Genomic DNA, 15,714 nt, shown 5'->3' with positions numbered 1-15,714 from the left:
TCACTGGCCGCGATCGTGGAGCCTATTGATTGCCTCTTTAGTGGCAATTTCAACAGCGCGGCGAATCTCGCCGATTTCGGACGAGGAATCAACGGTGCCTTTAACAGTGCCTTTGACATCTTCACCAAGCTTTACTTCGGCTTGCCAAGGTACACGATTGCCACCTTCTTCAATAGTGCCTTTGAAGTAATACATCACTGCAGGAGCCGATTCGGGTCGGCAATAACCATCATAAGTGTGAATCATCAAATGAAAATAATTTGTTTAATAACGAAAGGATCAAAAAAGTTTGATCCTAAGCTGTTTCCTCGATTTTTCAAGTCCTTCTTCGACTTGTCGTATTCCGTAATCAGCAATCTCCATCATTTCAAGAACTTGTGGCTCCATCTCAGACAGCCAATTAACGGCAAATTTCATTTCTTTTATTTCAGCAGACAACACCTCTGCCATGTCAACGGCGGATCGGATCTCCAAAATTCCGCGAGACATATCGTACGAACGCAACTCATGCAACGGAATCGCAGCAAGTGCATCTTGGATGTGGTTGAAAGCCTGAGGTCTGTACTTGCCTTCAAAATACTTGTCCAAATCAATCATGTCCGTTTCGAAACCAGTAAATGCGTGATGAAGTTCTCGAACCATATCGACAGCCGCAACAGATATAGCATAGCAACTGGATTGAGTCTGAAACACGTTCAAATTTCTTTCTTGAGCAGCATGTTTCGCCAATCCATCAACTTGCCGCTTAAACAAAATCACGGTGACGAAAATCGTCCCAACGGAGCCTATTGCTTGAGCCCATCCAGCGGCCTCCTGCGACCACATAGGTGTGCCACGGATAACCTGGACAAGAGCCACAAGCCCCTGCAAGCAAACAAGGCCAAATATTGCATTACCAACATATTTAAGGATGTTCTCTTTCATAAATATCCAATAGCAAAAATTCAAGGAATCGTATCATGAAAGAACATCCTATTCTATTTTCCGGCGCAATGGTACGCGCTCTGTTGGATAGGAGCAAGACACAAACGCGACGGATGATGAAACCGCAACCCAAGCAAGAGGAAAATGGGTTCTGGAGTGCCTTTGGCGCAATGTGGACTGATGGAATCAAGTCAGTTCCAGTTGTACCAGGCCATTCACTTGCCTGCAATTGTCCATATGGCGCGCCTGGCGAACATATATGGCTGCGCGAAACATTCTATGCATACGGCCGCTGGGAGACGCGTTACAGCGAGAAAAAGAAGCGTGATGAATGGCACTTCATCGACATGACGGTGGAATGCGGTCGTGCTTATCAGTACGCAGCAGATAATCCGGACGTGCCACTGACAACTGGTCGTGGCGGCGCATTGCCTGGCTGGTACAAGCGCCCCTCCATCTTCATGCCGCGCGCGGTTAGCCGGATTCAGCTTGTCATAACCAAAGTGCGTGTCGAACGGTTGCAAGTCATATGGGCAAACGAGGTTGACTGCATTGCTGAAGGTATTGAACAAATCCCGCCAGCGATTCAAGGCGCGTGCCTTTGGCGTAACTATATGCCAAATAACGGATGGACGCGATCAGTTGCTATACCAGGAAATTCCTATCGAACCCTATGGGAATCCATAAACGGCGAAGAAAATTGGCTAGCCAATCCCTGGGTCTGGGTAATTGAGTTTCAAAGGGTTCCGCCATGACCTATCACCTTTTCGAATTGAAAAGGGTCACCGCCAGAAAAAGGCACAAGTGCATCTGGTGCGGCCAATCGATACAACCTGGTGAAGCCTACGAGCGAGAAAAGTCAGTTTATGACGGCAATTTCCAGAATCACAATTGGCACCCAGAGTGCCAAGAAGACGCGCAACAGTGCTGGAAAGACGGCGGCGACCAAGAATTCACAGCGTACAGCGCAGATCGACCTGAAAAGAAAGAAGAAATAACGACATGATTACAGCATACCCATTAACTTGGCCAACTGGCTGGCCGCGCACACAGCCCAGTTCCCAGAAAGAAGGCAGGTTCGGCACACGTAAGGTGCGTTCTGGCTCATCGTACGCAAGGTCTGAAGACATAACCGTTGCAGATGCAGTTTCCCGCGTACTGGCCGAGCTGGAGCGCATGTGCATCCATCGCGACGACATCGTCATCAGTACAAATATCAAACTGCGCCTGGATGGCCTGCCACGCGGTAACGAGCGGGAACCAAATGACAACGGTGCCGCTGTGTACTGGGAGACCCGCGCCGGTGCCCGTCGAGTTATGGCTATCGACCAATACACGTCAGTAGCAAACAACCTGGCTGCGATCGCTGCCACGCTGGAAGCAATGCGGGCGATTGAGCGGCACGGCGGGGCCCAGATCCTTGACCGGGCGTTCACAGGCTTTACTGCCCTTCCCGCGCCATCGACAAAACGTACCTGGCGTGATGTGTTTCAGTTTGCCCCAGGAGCTGCAATTGATCCTGTAACCCTCAAAAATCAGTTTCGTAGCCTGGCAAGACAGTGCCATCCGGATATGGGTGGCACTGACCAGTCTATGGCAGAGTTAAACGTCGCCTACGAAGAGGCGAAAAAGGAGCTGGGCATATGAACTTAGCTATGGCGACGCCAGACGATTTCCGACGCATGTGGTCAATCTTTCGCACACGGGAAAGACTGCGTTATGCATATCTTCAGGAAGATCAACGCACCCGCGAAAGTCGGTGTGCAGCCCTGATTCTTGGCCGCCTGGATCAATTGGGAGGTGGATTTTTGCGTGTTGTTCACGGTGCTGAAATTCTGATTGATGCATGTTGCGTGAAGTTTGTCGACGTCTACAAGCTCAAGCCTGAAATCGCCACTTCAGATGAAACCCTGGCGGCGCTGAAAGAAATGGTGAACGAGGTTCAGCCCTTGGGTATCGACCGGCCGGTGTATCAAGCGGCACTGGCAGCAATTGAAAAAGCGGAAAGATCATGAGCGAAAACACAAATATAGAATGGTGTGACCATACTTTCAACGGGTGGACCGGATGCACGGCGATAAGCCCTGGCTGCGATAACTGCTATGCGAAAAAATTTGTCGAAAGGTTCGGCAAGGACTTTTCTGAACGTACTCGCACATCAGTTACAAACTGGAAAACGCCTTTGCGATGGAATGCGAAACATGCAGAGTTCTTTGCCGTGCATGGCCGGCGCCAGCGTGTGTTTTGTTCCAGCCTCGCTGATGTGTTCGATAACGCAGTCTCTGATGACTGGCGCGCGGATCTGTTCAACTTGATCGCTGCCACACCAAATCTTGATTGGCTGTTACTGACCAAGCGGATTGGCAACGTTACAGCCATGGTGCCCTATGATTGGACATGCCCGAAACGCGGCTGGCCAGTAAACGTTTGGCTTGGTGCAACGATTGTCAATCAGGTCGAGGCTGAGCGCGACATTCCTAAATTGCTGCGCGTGCCAGCGACAAAGCGCTTTCTGAGTATGGAGCCGCTCTTGGGACCGGTGGACCTAACACGCATTCCCATCAGTGGGTACGGCCACCACGAATTCGACCCGATCATCACCGCGAATGTGCTCAAGCGCGCAGAAGCCTATACACCACTGCCGAAGGTGGACTGGGTAATCGACGGCGGCGAGAGCGGCCCGGGTGCGCGTCCTAAACACCCAGATTGGTCGCGAAGCTTGCGCGATCAGTGCGAGGCGGCCGGTATTCCATACTTCCACAAGCAGTGGGGAGAGTGGTATCCATGGCAAGAGCAACCATTGGACGTTCCGCACAAACGTGAAATTTATGTTGAGCGTGACGGAGCAACTACAACAGCAACCACGCGCTGCGATGCTGCTCTCATGCTGTACGTGGGCAAAAAAGCCGCTGGCCGCCTGCTCGATGGTGTTGAGCACAATGGATTTCCGGAGGTATGACATGGCTCACAATACAAACAGGATATTGAGCATCATTAAAGCAAACCCGGGCATCAGGCAAGTTGAGATTGCCGATAAAGTCGATTGCGATATGGATGCTGTCGAATGGGCCCTCAAACCGCAAATTGAATTGGGTGACGTTTTACGGAGCCTAGTAGCGGGGCCGAATGGAGTATCGCAATCTTCATATAAATTGGCACCGAATTTCGAGGCTCCGGATTATGTCGAGCCCAAAACTCCAGCAGCACCAACTGTTGAGCAGCAAAGCAAGGATACACCATCACCTGCCCAGGCTGCACCCTATAAGTCAAAGCCGGATTTGGCAATCGACCACCTGTCTAAGGTTGGCTTTGCAGATGATGTTGCAATGCGCGTTGCAATGGGTCTGAACATCGGTGGCAACGTCAAAGCATACCTAGCAACTGCATTGGAAAAGCGCCTAGTCATACGTGTAAAGAAAGAAGGTGTCTTGGGCTACGCGATTGGTAATGGTGTGCCCGTCAAGTTATCTGAAAAGAAGCAAGTCATTAATGAGCCAAAAGCTGTGTCGATTCCAGTATTTTCAAAACCTACAATGCCAGCGAAATCGACTGAATCAAAAATTGCAACCTCATCGGCAAATATTGATCATTCGCCAGTTGAGATCTCGCCCAACAAATACCAGCGCCAAGTAAAGGGGACTTTGGTGGATGTGTATGACGTGCTTAAGGCGTGGGACGTGCGAAATCCAGCCATTCAACATGCGATCAAGAAGCTGTTGCAACCGGGCCAGCGTGGCCACAAGGATGCGATTCAGGATTTGCGTGAAGCTGGCCAGTCTATTGAGCGGGCAATTGAGTTGGAGGATAACGAACTATGATTACTGAACAAACAATGCAGGAGCAGTTAAGAAGTTTGGCAGATCTTGATGAGCATGCCGGATGGAACGTAATGTCGGTTCAAATTCGAAAAGCAGCCGACCGCATAGACGAGCTTGTGTGCCAGCTTGCTGAAGCGCAGAAAGATACAACCCGCTTGGATTTTATGTTTAACAAGGATGCATTTATTGGAAACATAACATTCGACGGCGTAACGCCTGCTGGATTTGCATTGATGACCAGGTATGAAGATGGGTATAGAAATCTCTCAGGGAACAAATTGGCATGCGATTCTCCGCGTGAAGCCATTGATCTTGCAATGCAGGAGGCGTTATGAACCATAAATATATCGTAATGCAGTCCGGATCTGAAGAACTAATCTTCATCTTCCCTGAAAGCATAGCCCACAACCACATGGCCGAGGCAGTTTGCCAGGTGCGTCAAGGCATAGGTGGACGGTGGACCAAGCCGCACTTCAATGCCAAGCCGATATCGGCAGGTTTCGTTTCGAATGATGGCATTTGCTATGGCAAGAGCGAAACACTGAATCTGGGGTCGAGGCTGGGTCTGGACACTATGTTATTGAATGTTGGAGTGTTCAAATGAAGAAAAAACAGAAATGTAAAGTTTGCGGCGGGAATTGTGGGCGCCGACCTGGCCAGAGTTGCCAGTATTCTGCAAATGTACGGAAGGAGCAGGAGCAAAGTTTGTCGGCTTATGCTTTTGCAACATCCCAACAGCGCATTCAAGAGAGGAAATCATGAGAAACGATGTAGCAGCACGCTATCAACAAATGCACGATATTCTTTTTGGCAACGCAATGTTCATTGAAGAAATTATGACGAAATTACGTACATCAGAAAATTATGCCCGCAAGCTGGTAGGCGATCTGATGCATTCTGGTCATATTGGCGCAAACCCGATCCCAAATAAACGCGGGCGCACCACTCAACAGTTTTACTGGGTACCAGGCAAGCCGGTACCAACCGAAAGCACCCGCAAACCGAAAATTGAAGTCAAAATCGAACGTACTGACCCGCTTATGATCGCTCTATACGGACAGGCATAACCTAAAACTTAATTGGAACTGCAATGACAACACCAGTAATCAACGCCATCAAGCGCACTATCGAAATACTTGAAAACGACGCTGAAGAGCTCAAAGAGAATTTTTCCAATGATGGCAAGGATTGGAAGAATACAACACACAAAGACGATTATAAAGAACGCAAGCAACTGGCCTCAGCGCTCCGCAAAGCGATACCTGGAGGTTGAATATGAGTTCCTATCTCACTGCTTCTGAGCTCGCAGAATTAGTTGAATGCAAGCCAAATCAGCGGAAACAAATGTGCACTTGGCTTGATCACCAAAACTGGACCTATGTACTAAGTAAGAATGGTTTGCCCAAGGTCGCACGGGCATATCACGATAAGCGAATGGGAATAACGGATGGCAAGCAAAAGGCAAAATTCAGCGAAGGCCCAAACCTCGCAGCCTTTGCGTAAGGAAAGTACAGGTATCGATCGCCTTTACAAGCGCACAGGTGTAAAAAAAGTCTCGTTTTACTATCAGTATGCCGATGGAAGAAGTGAAACATTGGCAACTGCACAAATTGGGCAAAGACAGGAAATTGCAGATGCCGAACGGAAGGCGAAGCGCCTGGCGCTGGACATAAACGAAGGCAAAATTATTGCAGGCTCAATCGCTGACGTCATAGACAGGTTTAAAACTGACGTTGCTCCGACCCACTATCTTGATCAGTCCAAAGACGGCTTGGCCGTGCGAGAAAGTGGTTACGCCAATCTGGTCAAGTTCTTTGGGAAAATGGCACCTATGGCTCTTAAAACCGTCCACGGCTACCAATTTCTTGATGCGCGCGCCAAAGCGGGGGCGCCGGCAAAAGCCAATAAGGAATTAGCACTTTTTTCTACGATATGCCATTTCGCTGTGCGTTGGGGAGTAATTGAAGCAAATCCATTTGTTGGCATCATGCAAAACAAAACTGATTCTGTGGTTCGAAATACCAGCCGTGATCAAATTATTAAGTTTTATTACTGGTCAAGAAAACAGCCGTCTCTCACTGTCAGGACGATGGGATGTGCCGCAATGTTTACATATTTGACCGGCTTCAGACCGTCTGAAGTTCGACCATTTCATATAACAGGGATTACAAAAGAAGGGGTGCTAGTTGTTAATGCAAAGCGTAAATTAGGGCAAAAAGAAATAACCAAATTACGCGAGTGGTCCCCAAGCCTAAGACGAGTTATTGCCAGGGCGAAGCAAAACCATGGCGCAGCGCGCATGTACTTATTTGCAAATTCAACCGGTTCGCCATACAGCCGCAGCGGCTGGGGATCGGTATGGACTGATGCCCTGCATGAATGGATTGCCTCGTTTGATGTTGAAGCAAAGAAAGCATGGGATCTGAAAAGAGTACTTGAGCTCCAATACCGGGCGGAATACAGCAAGGGCCAAAAAAGAACTAGCATCAAAGTTGACGACTTTTCAATTACCGGCCACCTACAATACTTCTCGCTACAAAACGTGCGGCCAGCCGCTATAACAACGAAATTACGAAATCGAGATGCCGATGCATACGATTTTGCGGCCCATGCAAACCCGTCAACCACGCATAAGCATTACGATCACAGAACGGCAAAAAAAGCGAAGGCAACAGAATAGTCGTTGGAAAATGCAAAAAACCGTTGGAAATAACGAAAAAAGGCTTACATGAAAATCATGCAAGCCTTTGATCTAAAACAAATTCTTTGGGGTGATCGATGGGGTTCGAACCCACGACAACAGGAATCACAATCCTGGACTCTACCAACTGAGCTACGACCACCACTGTGTTTTCTCCTGCAATTCTGCTGCAAGAGAGCTACGCATTATACGAGGAATCCGGCTTGCTGGCAATAGCTTTATTCCCCTTCCTACATTGCTAGAACTTATTTCCCCCACTCATGCCACCGCTGCGCTGGCGGCCCATGCCCCCTTTTTGCTTAGGTGCATCGTCACCATCTGGACGTTTCGTCTTGCCACTGTCAGGGCCGGCACGCAATGAAGTGACCCAGAAGGTTTGCATGATCTGGCGCTGCTTGTCATCCAGCGCATCATTCATGGTGAACACCAGTTCGCGAATTTGCTTGTTTTCTGCGGCGCTGGTTTGCTCTTCCTGTTCAATATGCGGATTGACGTCACGCAGCTCCATGCCGTTCTTATCAAGCCGCAGATCCAGTTCTGCCTGCAGACGCTCACGCCTGAGTTCGCGCTGATGCTGTATCGATTGCAACTTGTTTTCTGTTTGTTGCCACAGCATTTGCTGGTTGGCATTGAGATTAAGTTCACGCTTCAAATCAGCCGCTTTGACCAGCATGCTTTCAAACCGCATATCCATGACAGAGGTGGCATTGACCACTGGCGTTATCAGTGCTGCCGTCAATGGCAGACATATTGCACAGAATGCAAAAACAGTTTTGCCCAAGATTTTATGCGACATACGATACCCGCTATTGATGTAAAAGGCTGTTGAAATAAAAAAGCCTACGCAATTGACTGCGTAGGCAACCCCACTGCTACAGTGAGATGAAGGAGAGAGCAATGAAACGTGACCAATATATGCCCGCCACTCATCAAGCGAATAGGGTATTACAAATTCTTACGAATCACGTCACACCGAAATATACTCCTGCATCAGATTTACATTTTACCCGGCACAACCGGCTCATTAAGTGCCTTTGCCTGGGCTTTTACTTCCACGATTTCAGTTTTTTTATCTTTGGATTCAAACTTCAGTTTCAGCGTGACATTGTCGCCCGGTTTTACCTGCCCTTTTAAATCCATCAACATCAGATGCAGACTGCCGGGTTTGAGTTCTATAGTTTTACCAGCCGGTATCTCAAGATGACTGATTTCACGCATTTTTATGAGATTGTTTTCCATCTTCATTTCATGAATTTCAGCGATACCGGCGATCTCTGTCTGCACCGATAACAAGCGCACGTCTTTGCTGGACTGTATTTGCATGAATGCGCCTGTCGCATGTTGCTGGACAACCGTCGCCCTGATCCACGCGTCCTTGACGATCACTTCAGCAGAAGCCAGATAGCTGACAAAACTCAGGGCACAAGCAGCGAGACATTGACGGAATAGTTTCATGATGGACGTGTGAATTTAATTGGAAAATTGCTCTTCATGGCTGCGGTCATAAGCAGTCACGCTTTGCATACGTTGTGCGGCTTCCAGCAACAAGGCAGGATCGCCCAGCGCCAGGCGCTTGCTGTCAGAAAGCACCTGACGGAAAGTGCGCGCCCCCACCAGGCCCATCATCAAGCCCAACATATGCCGCACCACCGTATTAAGACGCAAACCCTTGCCACCATTGCCATATAGCTCAAGCTGACGATGGATGTAGGGAATCATGCAAGCCAGAATTTCTTCACGGGTTTTTACTGGTGCCGCATCACCATAATACCGCTCATCAAAGCCAGCCATGAAATACGGATTATGGTAAGCCTCGCGGCCTATCATGACCCCATCGACATGCTGCAAATGAAGATCCATGTCTGCCATGGTCTTGATGCCGCCATTGAGAATAATTTCCAGTTGAGGAAACTCGCGCTTGAGGCGATACGCAAAATCATATTTCAGTGGTGGAATTTCACGGTTTTCTTTCGGTGACAAACCTTTGAGCACTGCGGTACGCGCATGCACGATAAAGGTCTGGCAACCGGTCTCAGCAACCGTGCCAACAAAATCACGCATGAAATCATAGGAATCAATATCATTGATACCGATACGATGCTTGACGGTGACATCAATCGATACTGCATCTTTCATGGCTTTGACGCAATCCGCCACCAGTTGCGGCTCTGCCATCAGGCAGGCCCCAAATGCCCCTTTCTGCACACGCTCAGACGGGCAACCGCAATTGAGATTAATTTCATCATAGCCCCATTGCTCACCCAGTTTGGCGCATTGCGCCAAGTCAACTGTCTCGCTGCCACCCAGTTGCAGCGCAACCGGGTGCTCACCTGGATTGAATTCAAGGTGGCGCTGTACATCACCATGCAAGAGCGAACCGGTCGTCACCATTTCGGTGTAAAGCCAGGTGTGACGGGTAATATGGCGATGGAACTGACGGCAATGCCTGTCAGTCCAGTCCAACATGGGGGCCACGGACACGCGGCGCGGAGGTAGTGCTTTAGTATTCACAATAAAACAAGACAGCTATTCACAATCCGCTATTGTAACCTGCGGCGCTGTCGCCAATGATTTTCGTGGCCTTGACGACAGCAGGAATCACAATCCTTGACGCTTCCATAAACTGATTTCATTAATGAACGAAATCAAAACACATCACGGACATCAGGCTGGCCTGTGTTCTGTACCTAGCCCCATGGTCATGAACAGCATACGGCTGGGCGCATGCACTTTGGCAGTGTGCCAGCGGCCTTTTGGCACCAGTACAGCCGCACCTGGCTGCATGCTGATGCGCTTAACTTCATCACCCTCTTCCAGCAAGAAATCGGCAGTACCTGATAACAGATAGACAAATTCATCCGCATGCGGGTGCATTTCCCAACTCGGCCAGTCTGATTCGCAACTGAATTCGCTGATCAGCCAGTGCTTGCCCCACGCCTCAATGTCAGGCTCTGGCAGGCTCCAGAAAGCATCACCGCCAAGCAGCACAGTCGCATTGCCATCTCCGGCCAGCGCAACATAGTTTTTTTGGGAATCAATTTTCATTGCGGAATCTCACTTCATAATTCACTTCATAAAAAGTGTTTACTGCAATTCAAGGATTGGCGGCAATGATCCCTGACGCCAGTGCCTGCTGATGATCAGCAAAAATAGCCATGGCCGTCTGCATGGGATAAAACCCCAGTTTCTGATAGAAACCTTCTTTGCCAGGGTTGGCGTACAAGATAATTTTCTTATGCCCTTTTGATTGGGTAACCAGGTAATCGACAATGGCTTTGCCGAGCTGAATGCCCTGATAATCGGGATGTACCGCAATGTCGCAGATATACGAGCAGTCAAGACCGTCCGCAAGCGCGCGGCCAACACCAACCAGCATGTCGCCTGCATAGACAAAACATTTGAACATGCTATTGGAGAAAACAGTTTCCAGATTTTTGGCTGGCTTGTTACTCAAGGGAGCGATTTTGTATAAATTGGAAAGCGCTTCCCAATCGACCTTATCTTGCTCAGTAAGCCAAAGCAACTCTGCCATGTCGACCTCATGATTAAATACCACCGCACCATAATTGTGCGCATGGAATATTAGCATATCAATAAAAAATCAGATTAATCGCATCCAAAACACCAGCGCAAGGATGAGCAAGTTGATGAGTACCGTGAAGAAAAACAGAATACGGAAAGATAATTTTTGGGTCTTGTGACGAAATATCTGCTGCGCCATGATGGCTCCTGGCCAGCCGCAGGCAAGCCCACAGAGTAGCAAAGTGCGCTCGGAAATTCTGGACTTGCGTTGCCGTGCCGCGGACTTATCAATCGCATACAACAGGATAGTGAACCCGCTCATCATCAGATAAAGCACGGCAATTGCCGCTGACACAGGCCAGTTATCACTCGTCATGGCAGATTACAACTTATCATGGCTTCTCATTTCGCATGTCAGTCAACTCATTGAAGACCAGGGCGATCAACACGACTGCACCGCCATAGATGCTTGCCATAGCAGGTACTTCGCCCGCGCCCAGCCAGGCCCAGATTGGTGCCAGCAACACTTCCAACAGAGACAATAAAGCGATCTCAGGCGCGGTAAGACTGTCAGAGGCTTTTACCATCAGCATGCAAGGAAGACCCAGCTGGAAAAATCCCAGTATTGCCAAAATAATGAGGTCATGCAGAGATACATGAAACGGCCAGGCAAATGGCAGCATCATCAGCGCAGAAATAGTGCCGCCCATGAAGACGGCAGGCACCAGGTCAACAGCATGTCCACCCTTTTTTAAAATGATCACGTTGGTGGACGATGCCAGTGGTATGCCAAATGCGATCAGCATACCCGTTAAACCACGGCTATCGACTTCAGAAATACTGCCGACGAACATCCAGACCATGCCAAGGCAAGCCGCAGCAATTGCCCACCAGGTACGCGCTGGAATTTTCTGGCGCAAGACCAGCCAGGCGAGCAAGGCGGTAAATAGCGGCGAAAGACTTTCCATGACTGAGGTATTAGCCACGGTGGTCATGGTAAGCGCAATCATGAAACAGCTATACATGGTGGCCCACATGAAACCTGACAGCATACCCAGTTTGCCCAGCAGGCGCAGACGGGGAACGAAACCCCACTTGTATTGCTTCATCATGACAGCGGCAATAAACACCGCCGCGAAAAAACTACGCCAGAAAGTGACTTCAAAATCACGTGCCACTTCGAGGTGACGGGTGAATACGCCCGCGATACTCCACAAGGTAGCGGCGCAAATCATCAGCATCACCGCTTTGCGGTGAGACATTTTATTTTGCATATCAATCCAAATAAAAAACCCGTTTGACCCTGGCCAACCTGACCAAAGCAAAACGGGTTGATCTTAATGCGGTAGAGTTGTCAACCGCATCAGTCAGAAGAGATCACGTTATTCGCGTGACGCCTTTTTACGTTCGTGCTCTTTCAGGAAGCGCTTGCGCAGGCGAATACTCTTTGGTGTCACTTCAACCAGTTCATCATCATCAATGAACTCAACCGCGTATTCCAGGTTCAACTGGATAGGTGGTACCAGGCGCACCGCTTCATCCGTACCGGAAGAACGCACGTTGGTCAATTGCTTGCCTTTGATCGGGTTCACAACCAGGTCATTGTCACGGGAGTGGATACCGATGATCATGCCTTCATAGACTGGGTCATTGTGGCTGACAAACATACGGCCACGGTCTTGCAATTTCCAGATGGCGTAGGCAACTGCCGCACCATCATCTTGCGAGATCAGTACGCCATTGCGACGACCAGCAAGTTCGCCCCTGGAATTATCAACTGGTGCATATTCATCAAACACGTGGCTCATCAAGCCTGTACCGCGTGTCAATGTCATGAATTCGCCCTGGAAGCCGATCAGGCCACGCGCTGGAATACGGTATTCCAGACGAACACGACCTTTGCCGTCCGGCTCCATGTTCTGCAGGTCGCCACGACGACGGCCCAGTTCTTCCATGACGCCGCCCTGGTTGGCTTCTTCGACGTCAACAGTCAGATTTTCATATGGTTCGTGACGTACATCACCTACCATTTTGAAAACCACGCGTGGACGCGATACTGCCAGCTCAAAGCCTTCACGACGCATGTTTTCGATCAGGATAGTCAGATGCAACTCACCACGACCAGATACTTCGTAGGTGGAATCATCACCTTCGGCCTGCACTACGCGCAGGGCCATGTTGGATTTCAATTCACGTTCCAGACGGTCACGGATCTGACGAGTCGTGACGAATTTGCCTTCGCGGCCAGCCAGTGGGGAGCTGTTAACCATGAAGTTCATGGTCAGGGTTGGTTCATCAATCTTCAACATCGGCAAGCCATCAGGCGTGTCTGGTGCGCAGATGGTGGAACCGATACCGATTTCTTCAATACCGTTGATCAGGACGATGTCACCTGCCAACGCTTCGTCAACCAGTACGCGATCCAAGCCCTGGAAAGTCAATACCTGATTGATACGTGCTTTTGTTGGTTTATCGTTCGGGCCATTCATCCAGATAACGTCTTGCAGTGCCTTGACGCGGCCACGCAGGATACGGCCGACGCCGATTTTACCAACATAGGAAGAATATTCCAGGGATGTAATTTGCAATTGCAGAGGACCATCCGGATCATCTTCACGCGCAGGAACGTGCTTCAGGATAGCGTCAAACAAGGGTTCCATATTACCCTCGCGTACTGTGTCTTCCAGACCAGCATAACCTTTGAAACCGGACGCATAGATGATAGGGAAATCGAGTTGCTCGTCAGTTGCGCCGAGTTTGTCGAACAATTCAAAAGTTGCGTTAACAGCTTTTTGGGCGTCGGCGTTTTCACGGTCAATCTTGTTGACGACAACGATAGGCTTCAAACCCAGCGCCAGCGCTTTACGTGTCACGAAACGCGTTTGCGGCATCGGACCTTCTTGCGCATCAACCAGCAACAATACACTGTCCACCATGGACAAAACACGTTCTACTTCACCACCAAAGTCAGCATGGCCTGGTGTATCGACGATGTTGATATGTGTGCCCTTGTATTCAACAGCACAGTTCTTGGACAAAATAGTGATACCGCGCTCTTTTTCGATATCATTCGAATCCATCACACGGGCATCAACCTGCTGGTTGTCGCGGAAAGTACCGGACTGACGCAATAACTGGTCAACCAGAGTGGTTTTGCCGTGATCGACGTGAGCGATAATGGCGATGTTACGGATAGCGCGTTTTGTAGTAGACATGATAGCGTTCTTATTGGGTAAATCTATTTGGTAAATCGGATAACCTGCGATTATAACATGCTGCAATGCAAAAGTAGAAAAACTCCTATTATTTCAAGGAGTTGCTACACAGCGATGACAGAATTAGTGCCCAGTGGCAATCAAGCGTTCAGGAGCCAGTATGCCGTACTCTTGCAACTGGGCTGAGCCCAGCAACTGTCCGTCCGATTCACGATAGACGCGAACGCGGCCAGTTTCAATGGGTAAAATGATTTCTTCTTTATTTAATGCCAGACGCTGCCCATGTAAAAAACGACGGGACAGCTCGTCATTCATATGAATAGCAGCAAAACTTGATAGTAATGCATCGACTGGATCCAGCAAAGCCAGACGCTCTGGCTCAGGCAAACTTTCCAGATACGTCAGGCTGATGGATTTCTCCAGAACCAGGTGTCCTACACCTATACGTCGCAATTCTTTCAAATGCGCACCACAACCCAGCATCGCGCCAATATCTTCACCCAGCACGCGCACATAGGTGCCTTTGCTGCATTTGACTTTTAGATGCAGGAATGGTGCCTCATAGTGGAGTATTTCCAGCTCATGAATGATAACGCTGCGAGCTTCTCGCTCGAGCGTAATACCAGCGCGTGCATATTCATACAGGGGCTTGCCATCACGCTTGAGCGCCGAATACATGGGGGGCACTTGCTGTATGGGGCCAGTAAATTGCGCCACGGCTTGCCGGATCCGTTCCAGGCTGATGTCCACGGGCTTTTCTTCCAGTACTTCGCCTTCAGTATCCCCGGTTGTCGTGGTAACACCCAAATGCACGACTGTCGTATAAGTCTTGTCAGCTTCAAGCAAATCCTGGGAAAACTTGGTTGCTTCCCCAAAGCATAAAGGCAGCAAACCAGTAGCAAAAGGATCGAGCGTACCGGTATGCCCGGCTTTGGCGGCATTCAAAAAACGCTTGGCCTTGATCAGGGCATCATTACTGGAAAAGCCGACAGGCTTATCCAGCAGCAATACGCCATGCACAGGCACACGCTTTCTTTTTATTTGCGGAGTCGTCATGTGGTCAGCAGCCTGTTGCCAGGCGGCGCGCTGTGTCAGTCGGGAGTTTCTTCGCCGTCGTCTTTGGCGCGGGTGGCATTGGCTTCATCTATCAATTTAGACATGGCGATACCACGGATGGTGGATGTGTCATGCACAAAATGCAGCTGCGGCAAGGTATGGATATGCAGGCGCAGACCCAGTTGATTGCGCAAAAAACCAGCAGCCTTGGCCAATGCTTCTATGGTGTTCTTGATGGCAACCGGCTCATCTACCAGTGTGGTGAAATACACTTTTGCATGGGCGTAATCAGGTGTCAATTGCACTTCAGTCAGCGTAATCATGCCTACGCGTGGATCTTTCAGCTCAGACCAGATGATTTCCGCCAGGTCACGTTGAATCTGGTCTGCAACACGCAGGCCACGACCAGGAATATTTTTACTATGTTTTGCCATAATTTTCTTGCTTCTCCATAAACCACAACCCCGGAACTAGTCCG

At 49.4% G+C, this 15,714-nt stretch carries 24 protein-coding genes and 1 tRNA gene; 12 read left to right on the top strand and 13 right to left on the bottom strand.

Annotation, left to right across the window (positions count from 1 at the left end; all coding sequences use genetic code 11):
* Together ACO0LH_RS11625 and ACO0LH_RS11620 are read right to left on the bottom strand one after the other, a co-directional pair.
* On the bottom strand, positions 1 to 246 hold the full coding sequence (locus ACO0LH_RS11625) for a hypothetical protein (RefSeq protein WP_422941249.1): 246 nt from the start codon (positions 244 to 246) through the stop codon (positions 1 to 3).
* A gap of 33 nt (positions 247 to 279) precedes the next feature.
* Positions 280 to 924, bottom strand: coding sequence for a hypothetical protein (locus ACO0LH_RS11620; RefSeq protein WP_422941248.1), 645 nt, complete (start codon positions 922 to 924; stop codon positions 280 to 282).
* A gap of 35 nt (positions 925 to 959) precedes the next feature.
* Here ACO0LH_RS11620 and ACO0LH_RS11615 point away from each other — a divergent pair, with 35 nt between their 5' ends.
* The 12 genes from ACO0LH_RS11615 to ACO0LH_RS11560 all read left to right on the top strand — a co-directional run bounded on the left by ACO0LH_RS11615 (position 960) and on the right by ACO0LH_RS11560 (position 7,422).
* On the top strand, positions 960 to 1,679 hold the full coding sequence (locus tag ACO0LH_RS11615) for a hypothetical protein (protein ID WP_422941247.1): 720 nt from the start codon (positions 960 to 962) through the stop codon (positions 1,677 to 1,679).
* Positions 1,676 to 1,930 (top strand): hypothetical protein, encoded by a 255-nt coding sequence (locus ACO0LH_RS11610; protein ID WP_422941246.1) that lies wholly within the window; start codon positions 1,676 to 1,678, stop codon positions 1,928 to 1,930. Before ACO0LH_RS11615 ends, ACO0LH_RS11610 begins: the two co-directional genes overlap by 4 nt.
* Positions 1,927 to 2,571 carry a J domain-containing protein gene (locus ACO0LH_RS11605; protein WP_422941245.1) on the top strand — a complete coding sequence of 215 codons (645 nt, stop codon included), beginning with the start codon at positions 1,927 to 1,929 and terminating at the stop codon, positions 2,569 to 2,571. The genes ACO0LH_RS11610 and ACO0LH_RS11605 overlap by 4 nt, the downstream gene beginning before the upstream one ends.
* The gene (locus tag ACO0LH_RS11600) at positions 2,568 to 2,939 is read left to right on the top strand and encodes a hypothetical protein (protein WP_422941244.1); all 372 of its coding nucleotides are present in this window, start codon (positions 2,568 to 2,570) and stop codon (positions 2,937 to 2,939) included. Before ACO0LH_RS11605 ends, ACO0LH_RS11600 begins: the two co-directional genes overlap by 4 nt.
* Positions 2,936 to 3,883 (top strand): phage Gp37/Gp68 family protein, encoded by a 948-nt coding sequence (locus ACO0LH_RS11595; protein ID WP_422941243.1) that lies wholly within the window; start codon positions 2,936 to 2,938, stop codon positions 3,881 to 3,883. Before ACO0LH_RS11600 ends, ACO0LH_RS11595 begins: the two co-directional genes overlap by 4 nt.
* 1 nt (position 3,884) lies before the next feature.
* Positions 3,885 to 4,742, top strand: coding sequence for a hypothetical protein (locus ACO0LH_RS11590; RefSeq protein ID WP_422941242.1), 858 nt, complete (start codon positions 3,885 to 3,887; stop codon positions 4,740 to 4,742).
* A complete protein-coding gene (locus ACO0LH_RS11585) occupies positions 4,739 to 5,077 on the top strand; it encodes a hypothetical protein (protein WP_422941241.1) in 339 nt (112 codons plus the stop codon). Before ACO0LH_RS11590 ends, ACO0LH_RS11585 begins: the two co-directional genes overlap by 4 nt.
* Positions 5,074 to 5,346: a hypothetical protein gene (locus ACO0LH_RS11580; RefSeq protein ID WP_422941240.1), complete on the top strand. Its 273-nt coding sequence runs from the start codon at positions 5,074 to 5,076 to the stop codon at positions 5,344 to 5,346. The genes ACO0LH_RS11585 and ACO0LH_RS11580 overlap by 4 nt, the downstream gene beginning before the upstream one ends.
* A gap of 154 nt (positions 5,347 to 5,500) precedes the next feature.
* Complete coding sequence (locus ACO0LH_RS11575; protein WP_422941239.1) at positions 5,501 to 5,809, top strand: hypothetical protein; 309 nt, start codon at positions 5,501 to 5,503, stop codon at positions 5,807 to 5,809.
* A 23-nt stretch (positions 5,810 to 5,832) separates the two neighbouring features.
* Positions 5,833 to 6,015, top strand: a complete 183-nt coding sequence (locus ACO0LH_RS11570; RefSeq protein ID WP_422941238.1) for a hypothetical protein — start codon at positions 5,833 to 5,835, stop codon at positions 6,013 to 6,015.
* Positions 6,016 to 6,017: 2 nt separating this feature from the next.
* A complete protein-coding gene (locus tag ACO0LH_RS11565; protein ID WP_422941237.1) occupies positions 6,018 to 6,245 on the top strand; it encodes a DUF4224 domain-containing protein in 228 nt (75 codons plus the stop codon).
* Positions 6,190 to 7,422, top strand: a complete 1,233-nt coding sequence (locus ACO0LH_RS11560; protein ID WP_422941236.1) for a hypothetical protein — start codon at positions 6,190 to 6,192, stop codon at positions 7,420 to 7,422. Before ACO0LH_RS11565 ends, ACO0LH_RS11560 begins: the two co-directional genes overlap by 56 nt.
* Positions 7,423 to 7,509: 87 nt before the next feature.
* Here ACO0LH_RS11560 and ACO0LH_RS11555 read toward each other — a convergent pair.
* The 11 genes from ACO0LH_RS11555 to rbfA all read right to left on the bottom strand — a co-directional run bounded on the left by ACO0LH_RS11555 (position 7,510) and on the right by rbfA (position 15,670).
* Positions 7,510 to 7,585 (bottom strand) — tRNA-His (locus ACO0LH_RS11555).
* Positions 7,586 to 7,681: 96 nt separating this feature from the next.
* Complete coding sequence (locus ACO0LH_RS11550) at positions 7,682 to 8,239, bottom strand: hypothetical protein (protein WP_422941235.1); 558 nt, start codon at positions 8,237 to 8,239, stop codon at positions 7,682 to 7,684.
* 200 nt (positions 8,240 to 8,439) lie between these two features.
* On the bottom strand, positions 8,440 to 8,898 hold the full coding sequence (locus tag ACO0LH_RS11545) for a copper chaperone PCu(A)C (RefSeq protein WP_422941234.1): 459 nt from the start codon (positions 8,896 to 8,898) through the stop codon (positions 8,440 to 8,442).
* A gap of 15 nt (positions 8,899 to 8,913) precedes the next feature.
* Positions 8,914 to 9,954, bottom strand: coding sequence for a tRNA dihydrouridine(20/20a) synthase DusA (gene dusA / locus ACO0LH_RS11540; RefSeq protein WP_422941233.1), 1,041 nt, complete (start codon positions 9,952 to 9,954; stop codon positions 8,914 to 8,916).
* Between the two features lie 153 nt (positions 9,955 to 10,107).
* Complete coding sequence (locus ACO0LH_RS11535) at positions 10,108 to 10,488, bottom strand: cupin domain-containing protein (protein WP_422941232.1); 381 nt, start codon at positions 10,486 to 10,488, stop codon at positions 10,108 to 10,110.
* Positions 10,489 to 10,537: 49 nt separating this feature from the next.
* Positions 10,538 to 10,975, bottom strand: coding sequence for a GNAT family N-acetyltransferase (locus ACO0LH_RS11530; protein WP_422941231.1), 438 nt, complete (start codon positions 10,973 to 10,975; stop codon positions 10,538 to 10,540).
* A gap of 69 nt (positions 10,976 to 11,044) precedes the next feature.
* Positions 11,045 to 11,341, bottom strand: coding sequence for a DUF1294 domain-containing protein (locus ACO0LH_RS11525; protein ID WP_422941230.1), 297 nt, complete (start codon positions 11,339 to 11,341; stop codon positions 11,045 to 11,047).
* Positions 11,342 to 11,357: 16 nt separating this feature from the next.
* On the bottom strand, positions 11,358 to 12,227 hold the full coding sequence (locus tag ACO0LH_RS11520) for a DMT family transporter (protein WP_422941229.1): 870 nt from the start codon (positions 12,225 to 12,227) through the stop codon (positions 11,358 to 11,360).
* Between the two features lie 120 nt (positions 12,228 to 12,347).
* Complete coding sequence (gene typA, locus ACO0LH_RS11515) at positions 12,348 to 14,180, bottom strand: translational GTPase TypA (protein ID WP_422941228.1); 1,833 nt, start codon at positions 14,178 to 14,180, stop codon at positions 12,348 to 12,350.
* A gap of 123 nt (positions 14,181 to 14,303) precedes the next feature.
* Positions 14,304 to 15,236, bottom strand: coding sequence for a tRNA pseudouridine(55) synthase TruB (truB, locus tag ACO0LH_RS11510; RefSeq protein WP_422941227.1), 933 nt, complete (start codon positions 15,234 to 15,236; stop codon positions 14,304 to 14,306).
* A 35-nt stretch (positions 15,237 to 15,271) separates the two neighbouring features.
* Complete coding sequence (gene rbfA, locus ACO0LH_RS11505) at positions 15,272 to 15,670, bottom strand: 30S ribosome-binding factor RbfA (protein ID WP_422941226.1); 399 nt, start codon at positions 15,668 to 15,670, stop codon at positions 15,272 to 15,274.
* Positions 15,671 to 15,714 lie beyond the last annotated feature (44 nt).

Origin of the sequence: Undibacterium sp. TJN19, assembly GCF_049339485.1 — a bacterium.
In the GTDB taxonomy this organism is placed as follows: domain Bacteria; phylum Pseudomonadota; class Gammaproteobacteria; order Burkholderiales; family Burkholderiaceae_D; genus Undibacterium.
This window is presented reverse-complemented; position numbering and strand designations above follow the sequence as displayed.

Coding starts and splice junctions, on each gene's coding strand:
- ACO0LH_RS11625 (WP_422941249.1), bottom strand. CDS start 246: ATGATTCACACTTATGATGGTTATTGCCGACCCGAATCGGCTCCTGCA.
- ACO0LH_RS11620 (WP_422941248.1), bottom strand. CDS start 924: ATGAAAGAGAACATCCTTAAATATGTTGGTAATGCAATATTTGGCCTT.
- ACO0LH_RS11615 (WP_422941247.1), top strand. CDS start 960: ATGAAAGAACATCCTATTCTATTTTCCGGCGCAATGGTACGCGCTCTG.
- ACO0LH_RS11610 (WP_422941246.1), top strand. CDS start 1,676: ATGACCTATCACCTTTTCGAATTGAAAAGGGTCACCGCCAGAAAAAGG.
- ACO0LH_RS11605 (WP_422941245.1), top strand. CDS start 1,927: ATGATTACAGCATACCCATTAACTTGGCCAACTGGCTGGCCGCGCACA.
- ACO0LH_RS11600 (WP_422941244.1), top strand. CDS start 2,568: ATGAACTTAGCTATGGCGACGCCAGACGATTTCCGACGCATGTGGTCA.
- ACO0LH_RS11595 (WP_422941243.1), top strand. CDS start 2,936: ATGAGCGAAAACACAAATATAGAATGGTGTGACCATACTTTCAACGGG.
- ACO0LH_RS11590 (WP_422941242.1), top strand. CDS start 3,885: ATGGCTCACAATACAAACAGGATATTGAGCATCATTAAAGCAAACCCG.
- ACO0LH_RS11585 (WP_422941241.1), top strand. CDS start 4,739: ATGATTACTGAACAAACAATGCAGGAGCAGTTAAGAAGTTTGGCAGAT.
- ACO0LH_RS11580 (WP_422941240.1), top strand. CDS start 5,074: ATGAACCATAAATATATCGTAATGCAGTCCGGATCTGAAGAACTAATC.
- ACO0LH_RS11575 (WP_422941239.1), top strand. CDS start 5,501: ATGAGAAACGATGTAGCAGCACGCTATCAACAAATGCACGATATTCTT.
- ACO0LH_RS11570 (WP_422941238.1), top strand. CDS start 5,833: ATGACAACACCAGTAATCAACGCCATCAAGCGCACTATCGAAATACTT.
- ACO0LH_RS11565 (WP_422941237.1), top strand. CDS start 6,018: ATGAGTTCCTATCTCACTGCTTCTGAGCTCGCAGAATTAGTTGAATGC.
- ACO0LH_RS11560 (WP_422941236.1), top strand. CDS start 6,190: ATGGCAAGCAAAAGGCAAAATTCAGCGAAGGCCCAAACCTCGCAGCCT.
- ACO0LH_RS11550 (WP_422941235.1), bottom strand. CDS start 8,239: ATGTCGCATAAAATCTTGGGCAAAACTGTTTTTGCATTCTGTGCAATA.
- ACO0LH_RS11545 (WP_422941234.1), bottom strand. CDS start 8,898: ATGAAACTATTCCGTCAATGTCTCGCTGCTTGTGCCCTGAGTTTTGTC.
- ACO0LH_RS11535 (WP_422941232.1), bottom strand. CDS start 10,488: ATGAAAATTGATTCCCAAAAAAACTATGTTGCGCTGGCCGGAGATGGC.
- ACO0LH_RS11530 (WP_422941231.1), bottom strand. CDS start 10,975: ATGGCAGAGTTGCTTTGGCTTACTGAGCAAGATAAGGTCGATTGGGAA.
- ACO0LH_RS11525 (WP_422941230.1), bottom strand. CDS start 11,341: ATGACGAGTGATAACTGGCCTGTGTCAGCGGCAATTGCCGTGCTTTAT.
- ACO0LH_RS11520 (WP_422941229.1), bottom strand. CDS start 12,227: ATGTCTCACCGCAAAGCGGTGATGCTGATGATTTGCGCCGCTACCTTG.
- typA (WP_422941228.1), bottom strand. CDS start 14,180: ATGTCTACTACAAAACGCGCTATCCGTAACATCGCCATTATCGCTCAC.
- truB (WP_422941227.1), bottom strand. CDS start 15,236: ATGACGACTCCGCAAATAAAAAGAAAGCGTGTGCCTGTGCATGGCGTA.
- rbfA (WP_422941226.1), bottom strand. CDS start 15,670: ATGGCAAAACATAGTAAAAATATTCCTGGTCGTGGCCTGCGTGTTGCA.